The organism is Arthrobacter sp. AG1021, assembly GCF_003633665.1.
Lineage (GTDB): Bacteria > Actinomycetota > Actinomycetes > Actinomycetales > Micrococcaceae > Glutamicibacter > Glutamicibacter soli.
On record NZ_RBLB01000006.1, the window covers coordinates 980,837 to 1,001,239 of the forward strand.

Consider the following 20,403-nt stretch of genomic DNA (forward strand, 5'->3'; position numbering starts at 1 on the left):
CAAACGCGTGTTGGAAAGCTATGTTCGGTTCATAGCCTTAGTCCACTACACATTAAGGATGGCTGAACGATGGTTCTGCGAGAACTCTCTGACGAAGACCGCATCCGGGCACGCGCCAAAGCACTTGCTGCCCGCACCCGTCGTGCTGAAATCAAGGCCCAGTTCAGTGCCGGCAAAATTTCCATCACCGAGGTACTAGACTTGGTATACGAAGATGAGGCCGTGGGACGCATGCGTGTCATGGACCTTCTGGAATCGGTACCGGGCGTTGGTGAAGTACGCGCGGCGAATTTGCTGGAGCGACTTGGCATTTCCCCATCCCGCCGGCTGCGCGGACTGGGACGCAAGCAACGCACCGCAATTACCGAGCACTTCAAGCAAAGCCCGCCAAAAACGAAAGTGTAGTCAATGACCGTTGCGTCGGTAACTGTTCTAGCCGGCCCCACGGCTGTAGGTAAGGGCACCGTGTCCACCTACATCCGAGATAACTATCCAGACGTCTGGCTTTCGGTGTCGGCAACGACACGCGATCCACGACCCGGTGAAACCGACGGAGTCCACTACTTCTTTGTGGGCCCCGAGAAGTTCCACCAGCTCGTCGACGAGGGCCAGATGCTGGAGTGGGCCGTGGTCCACGGCCAGAATAGCTATGGCACCATCCGCTCAACGGTGGAAGACGCGGTAGCCGAGGGCAAGAAGGTGCTGCTGGAGATCGATCTTCAGGGTGCCCGCCAGGTCAAGGAGTCGATGCCCGAGGCAAAATTCGTCTTCCTGGCCCCGCCGTCATGGGACGAATTGGTCCGCCGCCTGATTGGCCGCGGCACCGAAACGCCCGAAGAACAGCAGCGTCGGCTGGAAACCGCTAAACTAGAACTTGCGGCGGAATCAGAATTCGACGTGACCATCGTCAACGACGATGTCGCACGTGCCGCCGAAGAGCTTGTGGCCCTCATGGGGCTGAAGAATGACTAAAGGGAGTCTTGTGTCCAACCTAGAGGGAATCATCAACCCATCGATCGACTCGTTGCTTGAGACGAACGACTCGAAGTACGCGATCGTGCTGAATTCGGCCAAGCGTGCCCGCCAGATTAACGCCTACTACGCACAGCTTAACGAAGGCCTGTTCGAGTACGTCGGTCCGCTGGTGGAAACCAAGCTGAACGAGAAGCCTCTGACCATCGCCCTGCGCGAGCTGGATGAGAACCTCCTGAAGGTGACTCCGGCCGAGGTCACCGAGGACTAGTCGAAAAGGTGGCGCCCCATTAGTGGGCGCCTTCTTTTTCGTTAAGCACCAAAAAACACGCCCGCAACGGGTCGATGCTCCGCGGTGCGGTGAAAATCACTGCGACCGCCCAACCATCCAAGGAAGAGCTGCGTGAAGCGAATCGTCTTAGGCGTCTCAGCAGGGATCGCCGCCTACAAATCCGTGCTCCTGCTGCGCCTGCTGCGCGAGGCCGGACACCACGTCGACGTCATCCCCACCGGGAACGTCGCCAACTTCGTCGGCAACGCCACCTGGGAGGCGCTCTCCGGCAATCCGGTGACCTCCAACGTCTTCGACGCCGTCGATACCGTGAACCACGTGCGCCTGGGCCAGCAGGCCGATCTGGTGCTCGTGGTGCCGGCCACCGCCGACATCCTCGCCCGCGCCGCCTCCGGGCTGGCCGACGACCTGCTCACCGGCACTTTGCTGGCCACCCGCGCGCCGGTGGTCATGGCCCCGGCCATGCACACCGAGATGTGGCAGCACCCGGCCACCGTGGCGAACACCGCCGTGCTGCGCGAGCGCGGGGTGCGCGTGATCGAACCGGCCTCGGGACGGCTGACCGGCAAGGACAGCGGCCCCGGCCGCCTGCCCGAGCCCGATCAGATCTTCGAGTCCATCCAGGACCTGCTCTCCGAGCCGATCCTGGCCGGTCGCAAGGTGCTGATCACCGCCGGCGGCACCCGCGAGCCGCTGGATCCGGTGCGCTTCCTGGGCAACCGCTCCTCGGGGCGCCAGGGCGTGGCGCTGGCGCAGGCCGCCCGTGACGCCGGCGCCCAGGTCACGCTCATCGCCACGCACCTGGAGGTGCCGGCCCCGCACGGGGTGGAGCTGGTGCACGCCTCCAGCGCGCTGGAGCTGCGCGAGGCGGTCTTCGCCCACGCCGAGGGGCAGGACGCGCTGATCATGAACGCCGCCGTCGCCGACTTCCGCCCGGCGACTATCGAGGGCTCGAAGATCAAGAAGCGCGACGAGCATTCCGCCCCGGTCATCGAACTGGTGCGCAACCCCGACATCCTGGCAGAGATCGTCTGCGCCCGCGGCGCGAACGACCAGCTGCCGCCGGTGATCGTCGGCTTCGCCGCGGAAACCGGCGACGACCAGGGCAGCGTGCTGGACTACGGCAAGGCGAAGCTCGCGCGCAAGGGCTGCGAGCTGCTGGTGGTCAACGAGGTCGGCGCCAACTTGACCTTCGGGACCGACAGCAACACCGTGCAGGTGCTGTTCGCCGACGGGAAGCCTGCTGTGGGCGCCGCCGGAAGCAAAATCGAGGTGGCCCGCGTCGTCATCGGGCAGCTCGCCGCCGAAATAAACGGACATGTTGCCGACGCAAAGTGAGCCGCGCCATATAGCGCTTGGTCACGAACGCAGCAAGTTCTGCCAACCGGTCGATACGACCAGATAGAGTACAAAGGTGACTTCAACAACCCCTGAACTACGTCTTTTCACCTCGGAATCCGTTACCGAGGGCCACCCGGACAAGATCTGCGACCAGATCTCCGACGCGATCCTCGACGCCATGCTGGCGCAGGACCCGGATTCCAAGGTCGCCGTCGAAACCCTGACCACCACCGGCCTGGTGCACGTGGCGGGCGAGGTAACCACCAACGGCTACGTCGAGATCCCGGAGATCGTGCGCCGCACCATCCTGGACATCGGCTACGACTCCTCGGCCAACGGCTTCGACGGGGCGCGCTGCGGCGTGTCGGTCTCGATCGGCCAGCAGTCCCAGGAGATCCACGACGGCGTGTTCAACTCGTTGGAGTCCCGCGAAGGCATCGCCAAGGACCCGCGCGACATGCAGGGCGCCGGCGACCAGGGCCTGATGTTCGGCTACGCCTCGAACGAGACCGCCTCGCTGATGCCGACCCCGATCTTCCTGGCGCACCGCCTGTCCGAACGCCTGACCCAGATGCGCAAGAACGGCCGCATGCCGCTGCTGCGCCCGGACGGCAAGACCCAGGTCACCATCGGCTACGACGGCGACACGCCGGTCTCCGTGGACACCGTGGTGGTCTCCAGCCAGCATGCCTCCGAATACGAGCTGAACACCCTGAAGGCCGACCTGCTCGAGGAGGTCGTGACCCCGATCCTGGAGCGCTCGGAGCTGGACATCTCCAGCACCAAGGTGATCCTGAACCCCTCGGGACCGTTCATCATCGGCGGCCCGGTGGGCGACGCGGGCCTGACCGGCCGCAAGATCATCGTGGACACCTACGGCGGCTTCGCCCGCCACGGCGGCGGCGCCTTCTCCGGCAAGGACCCGTCGAAGGTCGACCGCTCGGCCGCCTACGCCATGCGCTGGGTCGCGAAGAACGTCGTGGCCGCTGGGCTGGCAAGCCGCGCCGAGGTCCAGGTGGCCTACGCGATCGGCGTCGCGCGTCCGGTGGGCCTGTACGTGGAGACCTTCGGCACCGAGACCGTGGACCCGGCGAAAATCACCGCCGCGATCAACGAGGTGTTCGACCTGCGCCCGCTGGGCATCATCGAGGACCTTGACCTCAAGCGCCCGATCTACCGCAAGACCGCCGCGCACGGCCACTTCGGCCGCGACGACAACGACTTCACCTGGGAGAAGCTGGACCGCGTCGACGCTCTGCGCAGCTGGTTCAACGCCTAGCAGCAGTGGAGCAAGACGCCCTCATCTCAGCACCCGGCCAGGCCCGCCTCAAGCGGGTCGCCCGGGTGCTGATTGATTCCTCGGTCCCGCACCTGGACCGCCTCTTCGACTACGAGGTGCCCGAGTCCATGCACGCGGCAGCCCAGGTCGGGGTGCGCGTAAAGGTGCCCTTCGGCCCGCAGCAGCTGGCCGGGTTCATCGTCGAGCTGCTGGAGGACCACCAGCCGGCGATGAAGCTGCGCCCGCTGTCGAAAATCATCTCCGAGAGGGTGGTGCTGCACCCGGACGTCCTGGCCGCCGCCTCGCTGGTCGCCGCGCGTTACGCCGGGACCCTGTGGGACGTGGTGCGCCTGGCAGTGCCCACCCGCGCGGCCAAGGTCGAGGCCGAGGAGCTGGTGACCGCCCCGGCGCTGGCGTTGGGGGACGCCCCGAACCAGCTGGAGCACTACGAGCAGGGTTCTGCGGTGCTGCAGGACTGGGCCGACGGGGCCACCCGGCGCGCGGTGGCGAGCTGGGCGCCGAATTTCCACGGCTCCTGGCCCGGGTTCCTGCTGGATGCCGCGCGGCCGGTGCTTCAGCGCGGGGCGCGGGTGCTCATCGTGGTGCCCGACGCGCGCGACCTTGACCTCTTGTGCGCGCACCTGGACGAGCAGCTCGGCGCCCAGTCCTACGCGCGGCTGCAGGCCGACGACGGCCCGACCCCGCGCTACCGCAACTTCCTGCGCGCCATCGGCGGGCACGTGCAGCTGGTGGTCGGTACCCGCTCCGCCGCCCTGTGCCACGTGCCGGACCTGGAACTGATGATCATCTGGCAGGACGCCGACCGCTCGCACCGCGAATTGCGCGCCCCCTACCAGCACAGCCGCGAGGTCGCGCTGCTGCGCAGCCAGCAGGCGGGGATCTCGCTGCTGCTGGCTTCCCCGTCGCGCTCCGTGGAGGCCCAGCGGCTGGTGGCCACCGGCTGGGCCAGCGAGCTGAAGCTGCCGCGCGACACGCTGCGTGCCCACACCCCTCGTGTGGTGGCCACCACCAACGACTTCGAGCTGGGGCGCGACCCGCTGCTGGCGCGGGTGCGCATCCCGTCGCTGGCCTGGCGCGAAGCCACCAAGGCGCTGGAAACCGGCCCGGTGCTGGTGCAGGTCGCCCGCACCGGATTCATGCCGGCGCTGGCCTGCCAGGACTGCCGGGCTCCGGCGCGCTGCCGGCTGTGCCAGGGACCGCTGCAGCTAGCCGGGAAGCAGTCGCATGTGGGCTGCCGCTGGTGCGGGGAGCAGTTCCACGACTACCGCTGCGGGCAGTGCGGCTCGCCGCGCGTGCGCGCCGCCAGCATCGGCGCCGACCGCACCGCCGAGGAGCTTGGCCTGGCCTTCCCCAAGGTGAAGGTGCTCTCCTCCACCGGGGCCAAGCCGCTGGCGAGCCTGGGCGACAAGCCGGCGCTGGTGGTCGCCACCCCTGGCGTCGAGCCCGTCGTGGAGGGCGGGTACGCCGCGGTGCTGCTGCTGGATGCCGACAAGATGCTCGCCTACGATTCGCTGCGCAACACCGAGGAGGTGCTCGCACGCTGGTTCACCGCCGCCTGCCTGGCCCGCAGCAGCGGGGTCGTGGTGCTCACCGGCAGCCCGAGCCCGGCCGGCGCCGCGCTGGTGCGCTGGGATGCCGCCGGATTCGCCGACCGCGAGCTGGCCGAACGCCGCGAGGTCGGGCTGCCGCCGGCCGTGCGCAGCGCCCTGGTCTCCGGGCCCGGTGCCGAACGGCTGGTCGCCGCGCTGGACGATGACATCCGGGCGCTGGTCGCGATCCACGGGCCGAGCATCATCGACGGACCGCCCGTGGAGCACCGCTACGTGCTGTTCTTCAGCTACGCGCACGGCCAGGCGGTCACAGAAGCGCTGCGCGCCCTGCGCGCCCGCATGTCAGCGGCCAAGGAACCGGTAGCGACCATCGCGGTCGATCCCGACGAGGTCCTCTAGGCCACGGCCTGCCCATCCCGCGGCCGGGCGTCCAGGCTCAGGTAGCCGTTGACCGTCGCGTAGAAGCGGTGTCCCGCCCAGTCGCGCCGGCCCACCCGGACGCGCCGCGGTTCGCCCTGCACCTGGCGGTGGCTGGCCTGCACGTACACGTCGTAGATGTCCGGGGTCAAGGGCTGCAGCTCCTGTCCGCCGTGCAGCGCGAACGCGTCCGCCGCGGGGCGCAGGGGCAGGGCCGCGTCCGCGCCGCCGTGGCGTGGGCGCAGGATCAGCTCGGCCAGCTGCGGCGGCGGGCCGGCAGGAACGAAGTGCGGGACTCCTGCGGCTTGCCCGCCCTGCCTGTCCTGCCGCACATTCCAGTGCGCGGCCAGCAGCTGCTCGAGCAGCGCCCACGCCTGCATCTGCCGGGCATCCCCGGTGCGCAGCGCCGCCGAGCGCTGCCGGTGCGGGAAGCCAAGCCGCGATTCCTGCTGCGCTGGGATGAAGCGTGCGACGAAGCCCGCGTGGGCGCGCAGCCAGCTGCGCCGCCGCCACCGGCCCATCCCCAGCCAGCGTCCGGGCCGGTAGGTGCGCAGAATCTTGCGCCGGTAGAGGTCGAGCACCATGCCCTGTTCCAGATCGGCCGGAAGCCGCGCGGCGCGGACCTGCTCGGCGATGCGCGCCACCGACCGGGTGCAGCCCTCCGGGTCGGCCTTGCGGGCGCTGATGTTGTTGGCGTCCTGGCGGGCGCGCAGGAAGTAGTAGTCGTCGTCCGCCAGTACCGCGGTGCGCTCGGCGGCCAGATAGCAGGCGGTGATGAAGATGCCGTCTTCCAGCCGCACCCGCCCCTCGGGGAAACGCAGCTCCAGGCGCTCGATCAGCGCGCGGCGGATGAGTTTCTGCGGGGCGAGGGTGGCGAAAACCTCGCGCAGCTCGGCCTTGGGGTTGTTCTTGGCCAGCAGCGTGCGGTTCACCGGGCGGCCGTTGAGCCCGGCGATGCGCGGGAGCACCATGTCCGCCTGGTGCAGCTGCGCGTAGTCCAGCATGCTGCGCAGGGCGTGGCTGGCCAGCATGTCGCCGGCATCGGCGAAGAAGACGTAGTCCGCCTCGGTGGCCGCCAGCCCGCGGTTGCGCGGCTGGCCCGGCCACCCGCTGTTGCGCTGGCGGATCACCCGGGTGCGCGGGTGCGCGGCGGCGAATCGGTCCATGAGCTGCGGCCCGCCGTCGGTGGAGCCGTCGTCGACCAGGATGAGCTCGAAGTGCTCCGGATCCAGGTCCTGCGCCACCAGGCTGTCGAGCAGTTCGCCCAGGTAGGGCATCGCGTTGAAGACCGGGACGATGACCGCGACGCGCGCGCTGCCGGAGCTGGCCGTGGGACCGGTGTCCGACGCTCGGATGCCGCGTTGTGAAAGCCGCGCGCGGACCAGGCCCAGGCACCGCCGCAGCGACCCAGCTAATTCCCCCTATGCCATGCGCCCCCATTTCCCCGGCCAAACCCGCGAACGCAGATAGCGGGCCGGCCTGGTACTCTAGCGCCTGGCGGGGCGGGTCACACCTTCATGACGAGGGCCGCGGACAGGCGCCGCCCCAGCTGCGTGTTTAACCGCCGAGCCCCTCCAGGAAGCGCCGCACCGCGGCCGCAGCCTGGGGCGCCTTCTCATAGTGGATCAGGTGGCCGACGTCGGGCAGCATCAGCAGCCGCGCGTCGGCGAACGTGGCGCGCAGCGCCTCCTGGGTGGCCGGGGAACCCAGCTCGTCCTGCTGCCCGCCGACCATCAGCGTCGGGATGCCGATGCCCCGGGAGTATTCGCCCACGGTGTGGCTGATCGAGGCCAGGTAGGCTTCGGCCAGGGTGTCGCGGGAGTGGAACCCGCCGAAGTACGCGCGGTGCTGGTCGCGCACGTAGCGGCGCATCTGCGGGTTGCGGCTCTTGGTCATCACCAGCGACATGCCGTCGGTGAACAGCCGCGATCGCAGCAGCGGCTCGCCGATGCCGGCCGGCAGCGCCGCGCACAGGGCGTAGTAGCCGCTGGTCAGCTGCGCCAGCAGCGCCTGGGAGGATTCCAGCGCCGGTTCGGAGATCGGATTGAGCAGGGTCAACGAGGCGAAGTCGCGCCCGCCGGCCAGCCTGGCGGCGATGATGGACCCGAAGGAGTGCCCGAGCAGGTGGGTGGCCGGGCCCAGCTGCAGCTCGTCGGCCAGCACGTCGAGCATCCGGGCGTAGCCCTCGACGTCGTGCGGGGCCTGGGTCATGGAGCTGGAGCTGCCGAAGCCGGGCAGGTCGGGCACCACCACGGTGTAGCCGGGAAGCTGGGCGATGATGCGGTCCAGCCCGTGGTGGTCGCCGCGGAAGCCGTGCACCGCGAAGAGCACGCCGCGCGATTCGGCAGGCACGGCCCGGTAGGTGAAGACCTTGGTGGCGGAGCCGAAGAGGCGGTGCGTGCTGACAAGTTGCGTGCGTGGGCTCATGCCTCAAATCCTACCCGTCCAGCAGCGCCAGGGCCGCGCCCTCGTCGATCACCAAATCGGTGATCAGCCCGCCGTTCAGCGCCCCGCGCACGGCATCGATCTTGCCCCGGCCGGCCACCACGCAGAAGCGCTGCGGCACCCGGCGCAGGGTATCGAGCGCGGGCCCGGTGGAGCGGGCGTTGATCCCGATCCCGGAGCTGTGCCCGTGCCGGTCGAAGAACACCGTCGCCACGTCGCCCACCACACCGATCTTCGCCAGCTGCGCGGTCTCCTGCTTACTCAGGTAGCCGCCGCGGTAGACCTGCGAGGTGACATCCGACCCGGCCGCGCCCAGCGAGAACACCGCCAGGTTCATCTCCGACTGCACCTTGAGCACGCGCTTGACCGAGGTTTCCTGCCACATCGCCCGGCGCGTGGACGCGCGGTCGAAAAACGCCGGCACCGGGAACTGCTCGGTACGCGCGGTGAACGCCTCGCCGAAGCGGGTGAGGATCTCGCTGGCGTAGCGCACGCCGCTCGTGACAGGGTTCGCCGCGCCGTTCAGCTGCACGATCACGGTGTCGTGGGTGGGGTGGGAGCTGAGCGCGGTGGACACCGCCTGCATGGTCGAACCCCAGGCCACCCCGATCGTCATCGAGGAGGAGACCATCGCACCTAGCTGGTGCGCCGCGTGCGCGGCGACGCGGGAGAGCAGTTCCGCGTCGTCCATGGAGCCGTCGGTGGGCACCACCTGCACGTTGATGCCGAAGCGCTCGGCCAGCCGGCCGGAGAGCTGGGCTGACATTCCGGCGCTGGGGGAGATGCTGATCGAGACCATGCCGGTGCGCTTGGCGTGGGTGAGCAGCCGCGAGACGGTGGAACGGGAGGTGCCCAGCTCGCGGGCGATGACCTCCATCTTCAAATCCTGCAGGTAATACAGCTGGGCGGCGCGCAGCGCGTCCTTCTCACGGGTGCCGTACTGCACGGATGTGTCATGCGCAGGGCGCCGGTAGGGCCCTGCAGGGGGTGGTTTCTGCATCAATCTGACCATTTCTGCACGTTTGTGCAATTCATTTGACCGCTTTGCAAACTACCGACAACACTAACCCGTAGAACTACTCAATCGTTACAAAGGGGCAACACGTCGTGAATCGGGAACAGCTGGCCAAACTGCGCGAACGGCCCCAGGCACGGGTTCTGGTCGTCGGCGGCGGCATCAACGGTGTCGCCACCTTCCGCTACCTTGCCATGCAGGGCATCGACGTCGCGCTGGTCGAACGCGGAGACTACTGCCAAGGCGCGTCGGGCGCCAGCTCGCACATGATCCACGGCGGCATCCGCTACCTGGAAAACGGCGAGTTCCGTCTGGTGCACGAGTCGGTGCAGGAGCGCAATTCGCTGCTGGAGATCGCCCCGCACTACGTCAAGCCGCTGCAGACCACCATCCCGATCTTCTCCACCTTCTCCGGGATCCTCTCCGCTCCGATGCGCTTTGTGACCCACAAATCCGGCAAGCCGACCGAACGCGGCGCCGCCCTGATCAAGGCCGGATTGGTGATGTACGACGTGTTCGCCGGAGTCGGCGGGCGCAACACCCCGTGGCACAACTTCAAGGCCGGCGCCGCGGCCCGCAAGGACCTGCCGGCCCTGCGCGACGACGTGAAGTACACCGCGACCTACTTCGACGCCTCGGTGCACAACCCTGAGCGCCTGACCCTGGACGTGCTGCAGGAAGGCCTGCGCGCCAACCCGGACGCCCGCGCCAGCAACTACGTGGAACTGGCAGGGGTCGACGGGGGCACCGCGCAGCTGCGCGACGTGCTGACCGGGCAGAGCTTCGACTTCGACGCCGAGGTCATCATCAACGCGACCGGCGCCTGGGTCGACGTGACCAATGAGCAGCTGGGCCGGAAGACCAAGTGGACCGGCGGCACCAAGGGCTCGCACATCGTGCTGGACCACCCCGAGCTGCTCGCGGCCACCGGCGGACGCGAGATCTTCTTCGAGCACGAGGACGGGCGCATCGTGCTGATCTACCCGATGCTCGGGCGCGTGCTGGTGGGCACCACCGACCTGGAGCACGACATGGCCGAGCCGGCGGTGTGCACCGAGGAAGAGGTCGACTACTTCTTCGAGCTGGTCCACCACGTCTTCCCGCGCATCACCGTGCGCCGCGAGCAGATCGTCTACAAGTTCTCCGGCGTGCGCCCGCTGCCGAACCACGACGACACCGCCCCCGGCTTCGTCTCCCGCGACTACCAGGTGCGCGAAACCCGGCTCACCGACACCACCACGATGCTCTCGCTGATCGGCGGCAAGTGGACGACGTTCCGGGCACTGAGCGAGAACCTGGGCGGCAAGGCGCTGGAATTCCTGGGGGAGCGCGAGATCCGCTCCACCGCCGGCGTGCCGATCGGCGGCGGCAAGGACTTCCCGATGAACGAGGGCGAGCTGGCCGCCTGGTACGCCGCGCGCGAGAACGCCGCCGGGCGCGACCGCCTGCGGGTGCTGCTCGAGCGCTACGGCACCGGAGCGGACGCGGTGCTGGCCCAGCTTGGCGAGGACACCGCGCTGCAGCACTCCGACGAGCTGTCCTGCCAGGAGCTGGCCTACATGGCCGCCCACGAGCAGGTAGGCCGCCTGATCGACGTCTTCATCCGCCGCACCAACCTGGCCTTCCGAGGCCTGGTCACCAAGGATCTGGTCAGCGAGGCGGCACGCTGCCTGGCTGGGCCGATGGGCTGGGATGACACCCAGACCCAGGCCGAGATCGCCCATACGATCTCGGTCCTGGCAGGCAGCCACGGGGTCGACCTGGACTGAGCCTGCCGTTGCTGCCGGCGGCAGATCGCCGCCGGCAGGATGTGATATCACCTCAAAGGTCAAAGATGCCCATGCAAGTGTTCATTTCCGAATTCACCGGTACTTTTATCCTCGTTCTCATGGGCGCCGGCGTCTGCGCCAACGTCTCGCTGAAGGGCACCCTGGGCAGCGCCGCAGGGTGGGTCGCCATCAGCTTCGGCTGGGGCCTGGCCGTCTTCTCCGGTGTCTGGGTTTCGGCCCCGTCCGGCGCCCACCTGAATCCCGCGGTCACCCTGGGATTGATGGTGAACCCCGAAGCAACCGAGCTGGCCCCAGGCATCCCGAAGTCGGCAGCGACCGCGCTGGTCTACGTGGCCGCGCAGTTCATCGGCGCTTTCCTGGGCGCCGTCACCGCCTGGCTGGCCTACAAGAAGCACTTCGACGAGCCGGCCAACCAGGGCAAGGTGCTCGGAGTGTTCGCCACCGGCCCGGCCATCCGCTCCTACGGGTGGAACGTGGTCTCCGAAGCCATCGGCACCTTCGTGCTGGTGTTCGTGATCGGCGGCTTCGGCGGGACGCCGCACGGGCTCGGCCCGCTGGCGGTCGGCCTGCTGGTCGTCGCGATCGGCCTATCCCTCGGCGGAGCAACCGGATACGCTATCAATCCAGCACGTGACCTCGCCCCGCGTCTTGCGCATGCGGTGCTGCCGATCCCCGGCAAGGGGTCCTCGGACTGGGCCTACTCGTGGGTTCCCGTCTTCGGTCCGCTGGCCGGCGGAGCCTTGGGCGGCCTGGCCGTCGCCGTCCTGCTGTAATGCCGCACCCACTAGAGAAAGTTGATCGACAGTGAGCAACAAGTACGTCATCGCCATTGACCAGGGAACCACCAGCTCCCGCGCCATCGTCTTCGACCACGCCGGAGAGGTCGTCTCCGTGGGGCAGAAGGAGCACGAGCAGATTTTCCCGGCCGCCGGATGGGTGGAGCACAACCCGATCGAGATCTGGGACAACGTGCGCGAGGTCATCGGCACCGCGCTGGCCAAGGAGAACCTGACTCGCCACGACATCGAGGTCGTCGGCATCACCAACCAGCGCGAAACCACCGTGGTGTGGGACAAGCACACCGGTGAGCCGGTATACAACGCGATCGTCTGGCAGGACACCCGCACCCAGGACATCGTCGACGCGCTGTCCGCCGAGGGCGGGATCGAGCGCTACAAGGACCGTGTCGGGCTGCCGCTGGCGACCTACTTCGCCGGCACCAAGATCAAGTGGATCCTGGAGAACGTCGACGGGGCGCGCGAACGTGCCGAGGCCGGCGACCTGCTGTTCGGCACCACCGACACGTGGGTGCTGTGGAATCTGACCGGCGGGCCGGAGGGCGGCGTGCACACCACCGACGTCACCAACGCCTCGCGCACCCTGTTCATGAACCTTGAAACCCTGCAGTGGGACGAGCAGATCCTGGCCGACTTCGGGGTTCCCGCCTCGATGCTGCCAGCGATCAAGTCCTCCTCCGAGGTGTACGGCACGGTCGCCTCCAACCAGCTGCTGCGCGAGGTGCCGGTCGCCGGCATCCTGGGCGACCAGCAGGCGGCAACCTTTGGGCAGGCCGCCTTCGGCGCGGGCACCGCGAAGAACACCTACGGCACCGGCTGCTTCCTGATCTTCAACACCGGGCAGGAGATCGTCTCCTCGAGCAACGGGCTGATCACTACGCTGGCCTACAAGCTGGGCGACGCCGCCCCGGTGTACGCGCTGGAGGGCTCGATCGCGGTCGCCGGGTCGCTGGTGCAGTGGCTGCGCGACAACATCGGCATGATCGCCAGCGCCCCGGAGATCGAGGAACTGGCCAGCCACGTCGAGGACAACGGTGGGGTGTACATCGTGCCGGCGTTCTCCGGACTGTTCGCCCCGTACTGGCGTTCGGACGCGCGCGGCGCGATCGTCGGGCTGACCCGCTTCGCGGACAAGCACCACATCGCCCGCGCGGCCCTGGAGTCCACCGCGTTCCAGACCCGCGAGGTGCTGGACGCGGTCAACGCCGACGCCGAGGTGCCGCTGACCGAGCTGAAGGTGGATGGCGGCATGGTCGCCAACGAGCACCTGATGCAGTTCCAAGCCGACATCCTCGGCGTGCCCGTGGTCCGCCCGAAGGTCACCGAGACCACCGCGCTGGGCGCCGCCTACGCGGCCGGCCTGGCCGTCGGGTTCTGGAAGGACCTGGGCGAGCTGGAGGCGAACTGGTCAGAGGACAAGCGCTGGGAGCCTGTGATGGGTGCCGAAGAGCGCGAACGCAGCCTGCGGCTGTGGAAGAAGGCCGTCACCCGCACCTTCGACTGGGTCGACGAAGACACCAAGGCCTAGCGTTTTCCCGAAGGCCCAGCAGTCGGCCGACCACTGATCCCGGTCAACCACCAGGTTGGCCGGGATCCTTTTTCGTTCACCCGCGCCGGTCCGCGGGAGGATCCGTGGCCGGGGGCCCAGCGCCGCCGGGCGGGTCGTCGTCGAGCTGCAGGGCGCCCCAGTAGGTATTGCGCCGGGGCTTCTGCTCGGGATCAAGGTGCGGCGGCAGCAGCACATGCGGCAGCCCGTTGACGTCGACCACTTTGAGCTGGCCGGAGTGGCGGCCGTGGTGCTCGTTGGAGCACATCGCCGCCCCGGAGTCGACGCTGGTGGTGCCGCCTTCCGCCCATGGCTTCTTGTAGTGGTCGATCTCCACCAGGTCCGGGGGCGTCGTGCATTCGGGCACAATGCACCCGCGATCACGGGCCATCACCGCCATCTTGATGTATCCCTGGTGGAAGCGCCTGGAGCGTCCGACGTCCAGCGGTTGGCTGTTGCCGCCCAGCACCAGCGGGATCACCCGGGCTGTGACCAGTAGTTTTCTCAGCTCGCCCGGCGGGATGTCCACCCCGTGGGCGCTGATGCCATGGGCCTCGGCCAGGTTCTGCAGGTCCTTGAGCCGCAGGTAGACCAGGATCTTCGGCACGATCGGCTTCGCGGCGCTCCCCGTGAACGACGTGGTGAGGATGGCCATCAGCGCGTTCAGCCGGCGCAGCGGGGCGTTCGGCTCCTCGGCGGCCGGCTCCTCGGTGTCGTTTTCATGTGGTTCGGCGTCGGGATCGGGCTTCGGGCCGTCATCATCCGCTGCGGCGCCCGCTGGGGACTCCTGATCGGGCTGCTGGTCCGCGCTGCTGGAGGGCTCCGGGTCTTCCGCGGCCCAGTCGGGCATCGGCCCCTCGGGCTGGAGCCAGTCAGGCGTCGGCCGCTGATCGCCGGACGCGGTGCCCTCATTCTCCGCTGCGGGGGATTCCTGTTGTGCGGGGGAGTCCGGGGGCTCGGGCGAAACGGCCTGATCCGCGTCGGGCTTGCGCGCGTGCTTGCCGGCCTTGGTGCGTTTGCTGCCGGACTGGGCCGCTACCGAGCGCAGGTACTCCGCGTGGGCGGCCAGGGTGCGCAGGGTGAAGGTGTGCACACCCCGGACGACTGGCCCGATGAACAGGCCCAGGTCCGGCGGGAGCTTTTCCTCGTGCAGCTCCTTGTAGGTCTTGATCTGCGTGCCGATCTGCTTGCGCGCCTCGATCGGGCCGAGCTCGCGCAGCGCGTCGGCTGCATGCTCCTCCAGCAGCCTGCCGTCGGCCGCGCGGGCGGTGAGCGAACAGGGCACCCCGTCGAAGGTGGTGTCCGGTTTTTCGAGCTTCTCCAGGCTGCGGGCGGTGCCGGCGATGGCGCGGCGGTCGGCCTGGCCCTGGGCGTAGATGCTGGCCAGGTGCTCGAAGCGCGGCGCGCAGATGGTGCCCTGGGCGGTGCGCCGGCCGATGAGCAGGTGCGCGTCGTCGATCCGGCGTTGCGCCTCGAAATAGGTGATGCCCAGCCATGCGGCGAGCAGATCGCCGGCGGTCTTGTAGCTAGCCCGCCCGGTGGCGAACTCGGGTTCGACCTCCAGATCGCAGGTTCCGGCGCGCAACGCATCGTAGGTGGCCAGGCTGAGCCCGGCCGCGCCGGTGACCTCGGCCTCCAGCGCGCCGGCCAGCTGCTCGCGGTGCACCTGCTGGGCGAACTGCTCCACCAGCTGCGCATGGGAGAGGACCAGGCGGGGATCGCGCGTCTCGTGGACCAGCCGGCCGAGCGCGGTGAACAGTGCCAGGCACAGCGCGCCCAGGCGCACCAGCATGCCAGCGGTGAGCTGGGTCCCCAGATGCTTCGGGGAGGTGCACAAGGTGTGCAGCGCGGTGAGCAGGGCTTCGGTGGTCATGAATCCAGCCTCGGGCCGAAGCCGGCGGCGCGGGGGCAGGCGCCTGCGCAGTGTGGATAACCCGGCCAGCCGATTTTCCGGCTGCGGCCTAGGGCGCCGCGGAGGAGGGTGGCGAGGCAGGGTCCCCAGGCGCCGGCGGCAGCTCCGGATAGGCGTCGTCGGGCAGCGAGATGGTGAAGCCGGCGTCCCACACCGCGTGGCCGGTGACGGCGACCCGGCCCTCTCCCTCGGTGCTGCCCAGCAGCACGGAATAGGAGCTGCCCATCTGCTCGCCGACCAGCACCTGCACATTCTGCGGGGTGACCCCGGCGCCTGCCAGCAGCTCCCGGGTCCTGCCGAGCATGCTCGGCTCCAGCTCGACGCCGGCGTAGGGGGTTGCCACCCGGCAGGCGGCTTCCACGTCCTGGTCGTACGCGGCCTGGACCAGCTGGCGGCCGGCTTGCTCCAGGGAGGCGACAGGTTTCCTGCCGTCGCAGGTGTGCCCTTCGTAGGTGCCGAGCATGGCGCAGCCCGAGAGCAGGAGCGCGCCGACGGGCAGCAGCAGGCCCGGGGCGAGGACGCGGCGCGCACGGCGCGGGAAGCATGGGATCATGAGCCCATTGTGGCCGATGGCGCGATCGACCGCATCGATGTTTCAGGCGCGAAGGCGCCGCGGCGCGGACTGTGGGCAAGCTTGCGCTTCATCGATGCGGCATGCACCGCCCGGGGTGCGATAGAATCACCCTATGTATTCCCAGCGCGACCTAGTCTAAGAGCGGCCTGACGGCCGTACCCCCGAGTGGAAATTTGGGGGCTTTTGTTGTGTCTGGAAGCAGAAACCAGTTTTCCGTCAGGAAATTTTTCCGCGAATCTGTGAGAAGAGCTCAGTGACATCATCGACGAACGAGACCAGAACCTACGACTTCAAGGACATTGAGTCCAAGTGGCTACCGGTTTGGGACGAGCTAGAGGTGTTCAAGCCGGCCGACGACGGCACGCGTGAACGCCGTTACGTCCTGGACATGTTCCCCTACCCCTCGGGCGACCTGCACATGGGCCACGCCGAGGCCTTCGCCATGGGCGACGTCGTGGCTCGGTACTGGCGCTTGCGCGGCTACGATGTCATGCACCCGATCGGCTGGGACTCCTTCGGCCTGCCCGCGGAAAACGCAGCGATCAAGAACAACGCGCACCCCTCGGACTGGACCTACACCAACATCGACACCCAGGCCGCCAGCTTCAAGCGCTACGCCATCTCCGCCGACTGGGACCGCCGCCTGCACACCTCGGATCCGGAGTACTACCGCTGGACCCAGTGGCTGTTCACCAAGTTCTACGAGAAGGGCCTGGCCTACCGCAAGGACCACCCGGTGAACTGGTGCCCGAAGGACCAGACCGTGCTGGCCAACGAGCAGGTCGTCAACGGCGCCTGCGAACGCTGCGGCACGCAGGTGACCAAGAAGTCGCTGAACCAGTGGTACTTCAAGATCACCGACTACGCCGACCGCCTGCTGGAGGACATGGAGCAGCTCAAGGGCCACTGGCCCGAGCGCGTGCTGCTGATGCAGAAGAACTGGATCGGCCGCTCCGAGGGCGCCGAGGTGACCTTCGAGATCGAGGCGCACGATGAGAAGCCTGCGGTGAAGATCCCGGTCTTCACCACCCGCCCGGATACCCTGTACGGCGCGACCTTCATGGTGGTCGCCGCGGACGCGGACCTGGCCGGAGAACTGGTCACCGACGAGCACCGCGAAGCCCTGGAAGCCTACCAGGAGCAGGTCAAGGCGCTGTCCGAGATCGAGCGCCAGTCCACCGAGCGCGAGAAGACCGGCGTGTTCACCGGGCGCTTTGGCATCAACCCGCTCTCGGGGGAAAAGCTGCCGATCTGGGCAGCCGACTATGTGCTGGCCGACTACGGCACCGGCGCGATCATGGCAGTGCCCGCGCACGACCAGCGCGACCTGGACTTCGCCCGCACCTTCGACCTGCCGGTGCGCGTGGTCGTCGAAACCGGGCTGGAAGACCCGAACGAGACCGGCATCGCCACCGCCGGCGAGGGCAAGCTGGTGAACTCCGGTGAGCTGGACGGCCTGGAGAAGGCCGACGCGATCGCCAAGGCCATCGAGATCGTCCAGGCCGCCGGCACCGGCGAGCACACCGTGAACTTCCGCCTGCGCGACTGGCTGCTGTCCCGGCAGCGCTTCTGGGGCACACCGATCCCGATCATCCACTGCGAGGCCTGCGGCGAGGTGCCGGTTCCCGAGGACCAGCTGCCGGTGCGCCTGCCCGATGACCTGCGCGGCGAGCAGCTGGCCCCGAAGGGCACCAGCCCGCTGGCGGCCGCCGATCACTGGGTCAACGTGTCCTGCCCGACCTGCGGCGGCGCCGCAAAGCGCGACACCGACACCATGGACACCTTCGTGGACTCCTCCTGGTACTTCCTGCGTTTCGTCTCCCCGAACTACACCGAGGGCCCCTTCGACCCGAAGGCCGTGCGCGACTGGATGCCGGTCGGGCAGTACGTCGGCGGCGTCGAGCACGCGATCCTGCACCTGCTGTACTCCCGCTTCTTCACCAAGGTCATCTACGACCTGGGGCTGATCGACGTGCAGGAGCCGTTCAGCGCGCTGCTGAACCAGGGCCAGGTGCTCAACGGGGGCAAGGCCATGAGCAAGTCGCTGGGCAACGGCGTGGACCTGGGCCAGCAGCTTGACAAGTTCGGCGTCGACGCCGTGCGCCTGACCATGGTCTTCGCCTCCCCGCCGGAGGACGACGTGGACTGGGCCGACGTCTCGCCGTACGGTTCGCAGAAGTTCCTGGCCCGCGCCTGGCGCGTCGCCCAGGACGTGGCCAGCGGGCCGGACGCGGACTACGCGGCAGGGGACAAGGCGCTGCGCCAGGTCACCCACCGCACCGTGCACGAGTCCGCCGCGCTGCTGGACTCGGGCAAGTTCAACGTGGTGATCGCCAAGACCATGGAACTGGTCAACGCCACCCGCAAGGCCATCGACTCGGGCGCCGGCGCCGCGGATCCCGCGGTGCGCGAGGCGGCCACCGTTATCGCGCAGCTGCTGAGCCTGTTCGCCCCGTACACCGCGGAGGACATGTGGCAGGCGCTGGGCTACGCCCCGAGCGTCGTGACCAGCGCCTGGCCGACGGTCGACGAGTCGCTGCTGGTGGACGACACCGTCACCGCCGTGGTGCAGATCAAGGGCAAGGTGCGCGCGCGCCTTGAGGTCCCGGTGGACATCTCCGAGGACGCGCTGCGCGAGCAGGCGCTGGCCCACGAGGCCGTCGTGCGCATGCTCGACGGGAAGGCGCCGCTGAAGGTGATCGTGCGCGCCCCGAAGCTCGTGAACGTGGTCCCGGCGCCGTAGGTCCGGCCCGACGCGTACCGTAAGCTCAAGACATGACTGAGCGATCCAAGAGCCCACGCACGGGCTGGCTGCACAAGCTGCTGGCCCCGCGTGGGCTTTCTGGCACCCGGATCGGGGTGGTGACCGATTCGGCCTCCTGCCTGCCGCCGGCCCTGCTGCAGGCCCCGGACTTCATCCAGCTGGGCATCCCGATCATCGTGGACGACCATGTGCACGGCGAGGACACGACCGCGCTGATGATGGGCCTTGCCATGGGGCAGGCGGTGAAGACCTCGCGCCCGGCCCCCGGCGAGTTCGCCCGCGCCTACCGCCAGCTGGCCGAGGCCGGCTGCCAGGCGGTCATCTCCATCCACCTCTCGGCGGGGCTGTCCGGAACCGTCGACGCCGCCCGGCTGGCCGCCTCCGAGGCGCCGGTGCCGGTGAGCGTGATCGATTCGCGCACCGTGGCCATGGCCCAGGGCTTCGCGGTGGCCGACGTGCTCGCCGCGCGCGACGCCGGCGCCGGGCTGGGCCTGCTGGAGCAGATCGCCTCCGGCGCGGCGGTGAACCGCGTGTACTTCGCGGTGCCCTCCCTGGAGCAGCTGCGCCGCGGCGGGCGGATCAGCGCGGTGTCCTCGGTGTTCGGCAACCTGCTGAACGTCAAGCCGATCCTGGGCATCGCCGGCGGGGTGATCGCCCCGCTGGAGAAGCCGCGCTCCTTCGCTCGCGCCCAGGCGCGGCTGGTGGCCCTGGCCCAGCGCGACGCCGCCGCGGCGACGGGCCCGGTGCGGCTGGGCGTGATGCACTTCGGCGCCGCGGAACTTGCCACCGAGATCGCCACCGAGCTGAACCCCTACTGCGAGGGCGAGGTGCTCATCGAGTCGCTGCCGGCGGTGCTGGCCGCGCACACCGGCATGGGGGTGCTCGGCGTGGCAGTGGCCCCGCTGTATCCACAGCCCGCGCCGCACCAGGGGCCTGCGGCCTCCGGCTAGCCCAGACTGGGGTCCATGGGGCGCCATGACTTCTTCAGCAGGTACGCGCCACGTGCCTCGCGGCTGCGTTTTGCCGTGAGCCGCGTGGCGGTGCTCGTGCTGGTGCTGGTGGTGCTGGCCTGGATCGGGCTATCCATCCTGCTGGCCCCGCCGCCGACCACCACGCAGCTTGAGACCGTGCCGCTGGTCTCCGACCCCTCGCCGCCGCCCGGCGCCGCAACGCCGAGCACGGCGGCTGCTGGCGCCCTGCCTTCGGGCACCGCCGCGCCGGGGAACTCCGAGGGCGCGGTGACCGTGCACGTGGTGGGTGCGGTGAAGAAGCCCGGGGTGTACACCCTGCCCGCCGGGGCGCGCATCGTCGACGCGCTGGAGGCGGCCGGCGGCATGCGGCGCACCGCCCGCCCCGAACTGCTCAATCTCGCCGCCCGGCTGGCCGACGGCCAGCAGATCGTGCTGCCCGGCAGCGCGGACGCCCAGGCAGCCCCGCCCTCCGCCGCCGGCTCCAGCGCTCCGGTGGATGGCACGGACGGCGGCGCCGCCGGCGGGAAAATCTCGCTGAACAGCGCCGACGCGCAGCAGCTGCAGGAATTGCCGGGGATCGGGCCCGCGCTGGCCCAACGCATCATCGACTTCCGCGAAGCCCATGGGCCGTTCGCCTCCGTGGAGGAGCTGGACGCGGTCTCCGGCATCGGCCCGGCGGTGCTGGGCAACCTGCGCGAGCTGGTGCAGCCATGAGGT

17 protein-coding genes are annotated in these 20,403 nt (G+C 69.0%); 12 read left to right on the forward strand and 5 right to left on the reverse strand.

Going from position 1 to position 20,403, the window contains the following annotated elements; all coding sequences use genetic code 11:
* Positions 1–69: 69 nt before the first annotated feature.
* The 6 genes from mihF to DFO58_RS04830 all read left to right on the forward strand — a co-directional run bounded on the left by mihF (position 70) and on the right by DFO58_RS04830 (position 5,854).
* Positions 70–405 carry an integration host factor, actinobacterial type gene (gene mihF / locus DFO58_RS04805; protein ID WP_047119171.1) on the forward strand — a complete coding sequence of 112 codons (336 nt, stop codon included), beginning with the start codon at positions 70–72 and terminating at the stop codon, positions 403–405.
* A 3-nt stretch (positions 406–408) separates the two neighbouring features.
* On the forward strand, positions 409–972 hold the full coding sequence (gene gmk, locus DFO58_RS04810) for a guanylate kinase (protein ID WP_047119170.1): 564 nt from the start codon (positions 409–411) through the stop codon (positions 970–972).
* Positions 965–1,243 carry a DNA-directed RNA polymerase subunit omega gene (gene rpoZ, locus DFO58_RS04815; protein WP_047119169.1) on the forward strand — a complete coding sequence of 93 codons (279 nt, stop codon included), beginning with the start codon at positions 965–967 and terminating at the stop codon, positions 1,241–1,243. The genes gmk and rpoZ overlap by 8 nt, the downstream gene beginning before the upstream one ends.
* Positions 1,244–1,375: 132 nt before the next feature.
* Positions 1,376–2,602: a bifunctional phosphopantothenoylcysteine decarboxylase/phosphopantothenate--cysteine ligase CoaBC gene (coaBC, locus tag DFO58_RS04820; protein ID WP_053798109.1), complete on the forward strand. Its 1,227-nt coding sequence runs from the start codon at positions 1,376–1,378 to the stop codon at positions 2,600–2,602.
* Positions 2,603–2,678: 76 nt separating this feature from the next.
* Complete coding sequence (gene metK, locus DFO58_RS04825) at positions 2,679–3,884, forward strand: methionine adenosyltransferase (protein WP_047119167.1); 1,206 nt, start codon at positions 2,679–2,681, stop codon at positions 3,882–3,884.
* A gap of 5 nt (positions 3,885–3,889) precedes the next feature.
* Positions 3,890–5,854: a primosomal protein PriA gene (locus tag DFO58_RS04830; RefSeq protein ID WP_113606275.1), complete on the forward strand. Its 1,965-nt coding sequence runs from the start codon at positions 3,890–3,892 to the stop codon at positions 5,852–5,854.
* Here DFO58_RS04830 and DFO58_RS04835 read toward each other — a convergent pair.
* The 3 genes from DFO58_RS04835 to DFO58_RS04845 all read right to left on the reverse strand — a co-directional run bounded on the left by DFO58_RS04835 (position 5,851) and on the right by DFO58_RS04845 (position 9,317).
* Positions 5,851–7,275 (reverse strand): glycosyltransferase family A protein, encoded by a 1,425-nt coding sequence (locus tag DFO58_RS04835; RefSeq protein WP_353616377.1) that lies wholly within the window; start codon positions 7,273–7,275, stop codon positions 5,851–5,853. The genes DFO58_RS04830 and DFO58_RS04835 overlap by 4 nt on opposite strands.
* Before the next feature lie 154 nt (positions 7,276–7,429).
* Positions 7,430–8,299 carry an alpha/beta hydrolase gene (locus DFO58_RS04840; RefSeq protein WP_120989415.1) on the reverse strand — a complete coding sequence of 290 codons (870 nt, stop codon included), beginning with the start codon at positions 8,297–8,299 and terminating at the stop codon, positions 7,430–7,432.
* A 10-nt stretch (positions 8,300–8,309) separates the two neighbouring features.
* Positions 8,310–9,317, reverse strand: coding sequence for a sugar-binding domain-containing protein (locus tag DFO58_RS04845; RefSeq protein ID WP_353616376.1), 1,008 nt, complete (start codon positions 9,315–9,317; stop codon positions 8,310–8,312).
* 107 nt (positions 9,318–9,424) lie between these two features.
* Between DFO58_RS04845 and DFO58_RS04850 the strand changes: the two genes are divergently transcribed.
* The 3 genes from DFO58_RS04850 to glpK all read left to right on the forward strand — a co-directional run bounded on the left by DFO58_RS04850 (position 9,425) and on the right by glpK (position 13,447).
* Positions 9,425–11,101: a glycerol-3-phosphate dehydrogenase/oxidase gene (locus DFO58_RS04850; protein ID WP_082344755.1), complete on the forward strand. Its 1,677-nt coding sequence runs from the start codon at positions 9,425–9,427 to the stop codon at positions 11,099–11,101.
* A 65-nt stretch (positions 11,102–11,166) separates the two neighbouring features.
* Positions 11,167–11,895, forward strand: a complete 729-nt coding sequence (locus DFO58_RS04855; protein WP_053798103.1) for an MIP/aquaporin family protein — start codon at positions 11,167–11,169, stop codon at positions 11,893–11,895.
* Between the two features lie 31 nt (positions 11,896–11,926).
* The gene (gene glpK / locus DFO58_RS04860) at positions 11,927–13,447 is read left to right on the forward strand and encodes a glycerol kinase GlpK (RefSeq protein WP_047119160.1); all 1,521 of its coding nucleotides are present in this window, start codon (positions 11,927–11,929) and stop codon (positions 13,445–13,447) included.
* A gap of 76 nt (positions 13,448–13,523) precedes the next feature.
* Here glpK and DFO58_RS04865 read toward each other — a convergent pair whose 3' ends face one another.
* Both DFO58_RS04865 and DFO58_RS04870 read right to left on the reverse strand, forming a co-directional pair.
* A complete protein-coding gene (locus tag DFO58_RS04865; RefSeq protein ID WP_120989416.1) occupies positions 13,524–15,338 on the reverse strand; it encodes an HNH endonuclease signature motif containing protein in 1,815 nt (604 codons plus the stop codon).
* Positions 15,339–15,426: 88 nt separating this feature from the next.
* Positions 15,427–15,930, reverse strand: coding sequence for a hypothetical protein (locus tag DFO58_RS04870; protein ID WP_120989417.1), 504 nt, complete (start codon positions 15,928–15,930; stop codon positions 15,427–15,429).
* 274 nt (positions 15,931–16,204) lie between these two features.
* Here DFO58_RS04870 and leuS point away from each other — a divergent pair, with 274 nt between their 5' ends.
* Genes leuS through DFO58_RS04885 form a run of 3 tightly spaced genes read left to right on the forward strand, consistent with a single transcriptional unit; the run spans position 16,205 to position 20,400 of the window.
* On the forward strand, positions 16,205–18,694 hold the full coding sequence (leuS, locus tag DFO58_RS04875; protein WP_183043099.1) for a leucine--tRNA ligase: 2,490 nt from the start codon (positions 16,205–16,207) through the stop codon (positions 18,692–18,694).
* Positions 18,695–18,726: 32 nt separating this feature from the next.
* Entirely contained in the window at positions 18,727–19,665 is a 939-nt protein-coding gene (locus DFO58_RS04880; protein ID WP_047119156.1) for a DegV family protein, read from the forward strand.
* Between the two features lie 15 nt (positions 19,666–19,680).
* Positions 19,681–20,400 carry a ComEA family DNA-binding protein gene (locus DFO58_RS04885; protein WP_120989419.1) on the forward strand — a complete coding sequence of 240 codons (720 nt, stop codon included), beginning with the start codon at positions 19,681–19,683 and terminating at the stop codon, positions 20,398–20,400.
* Positions 20,401–20,403: the final 3 nt, after the last annotated feature.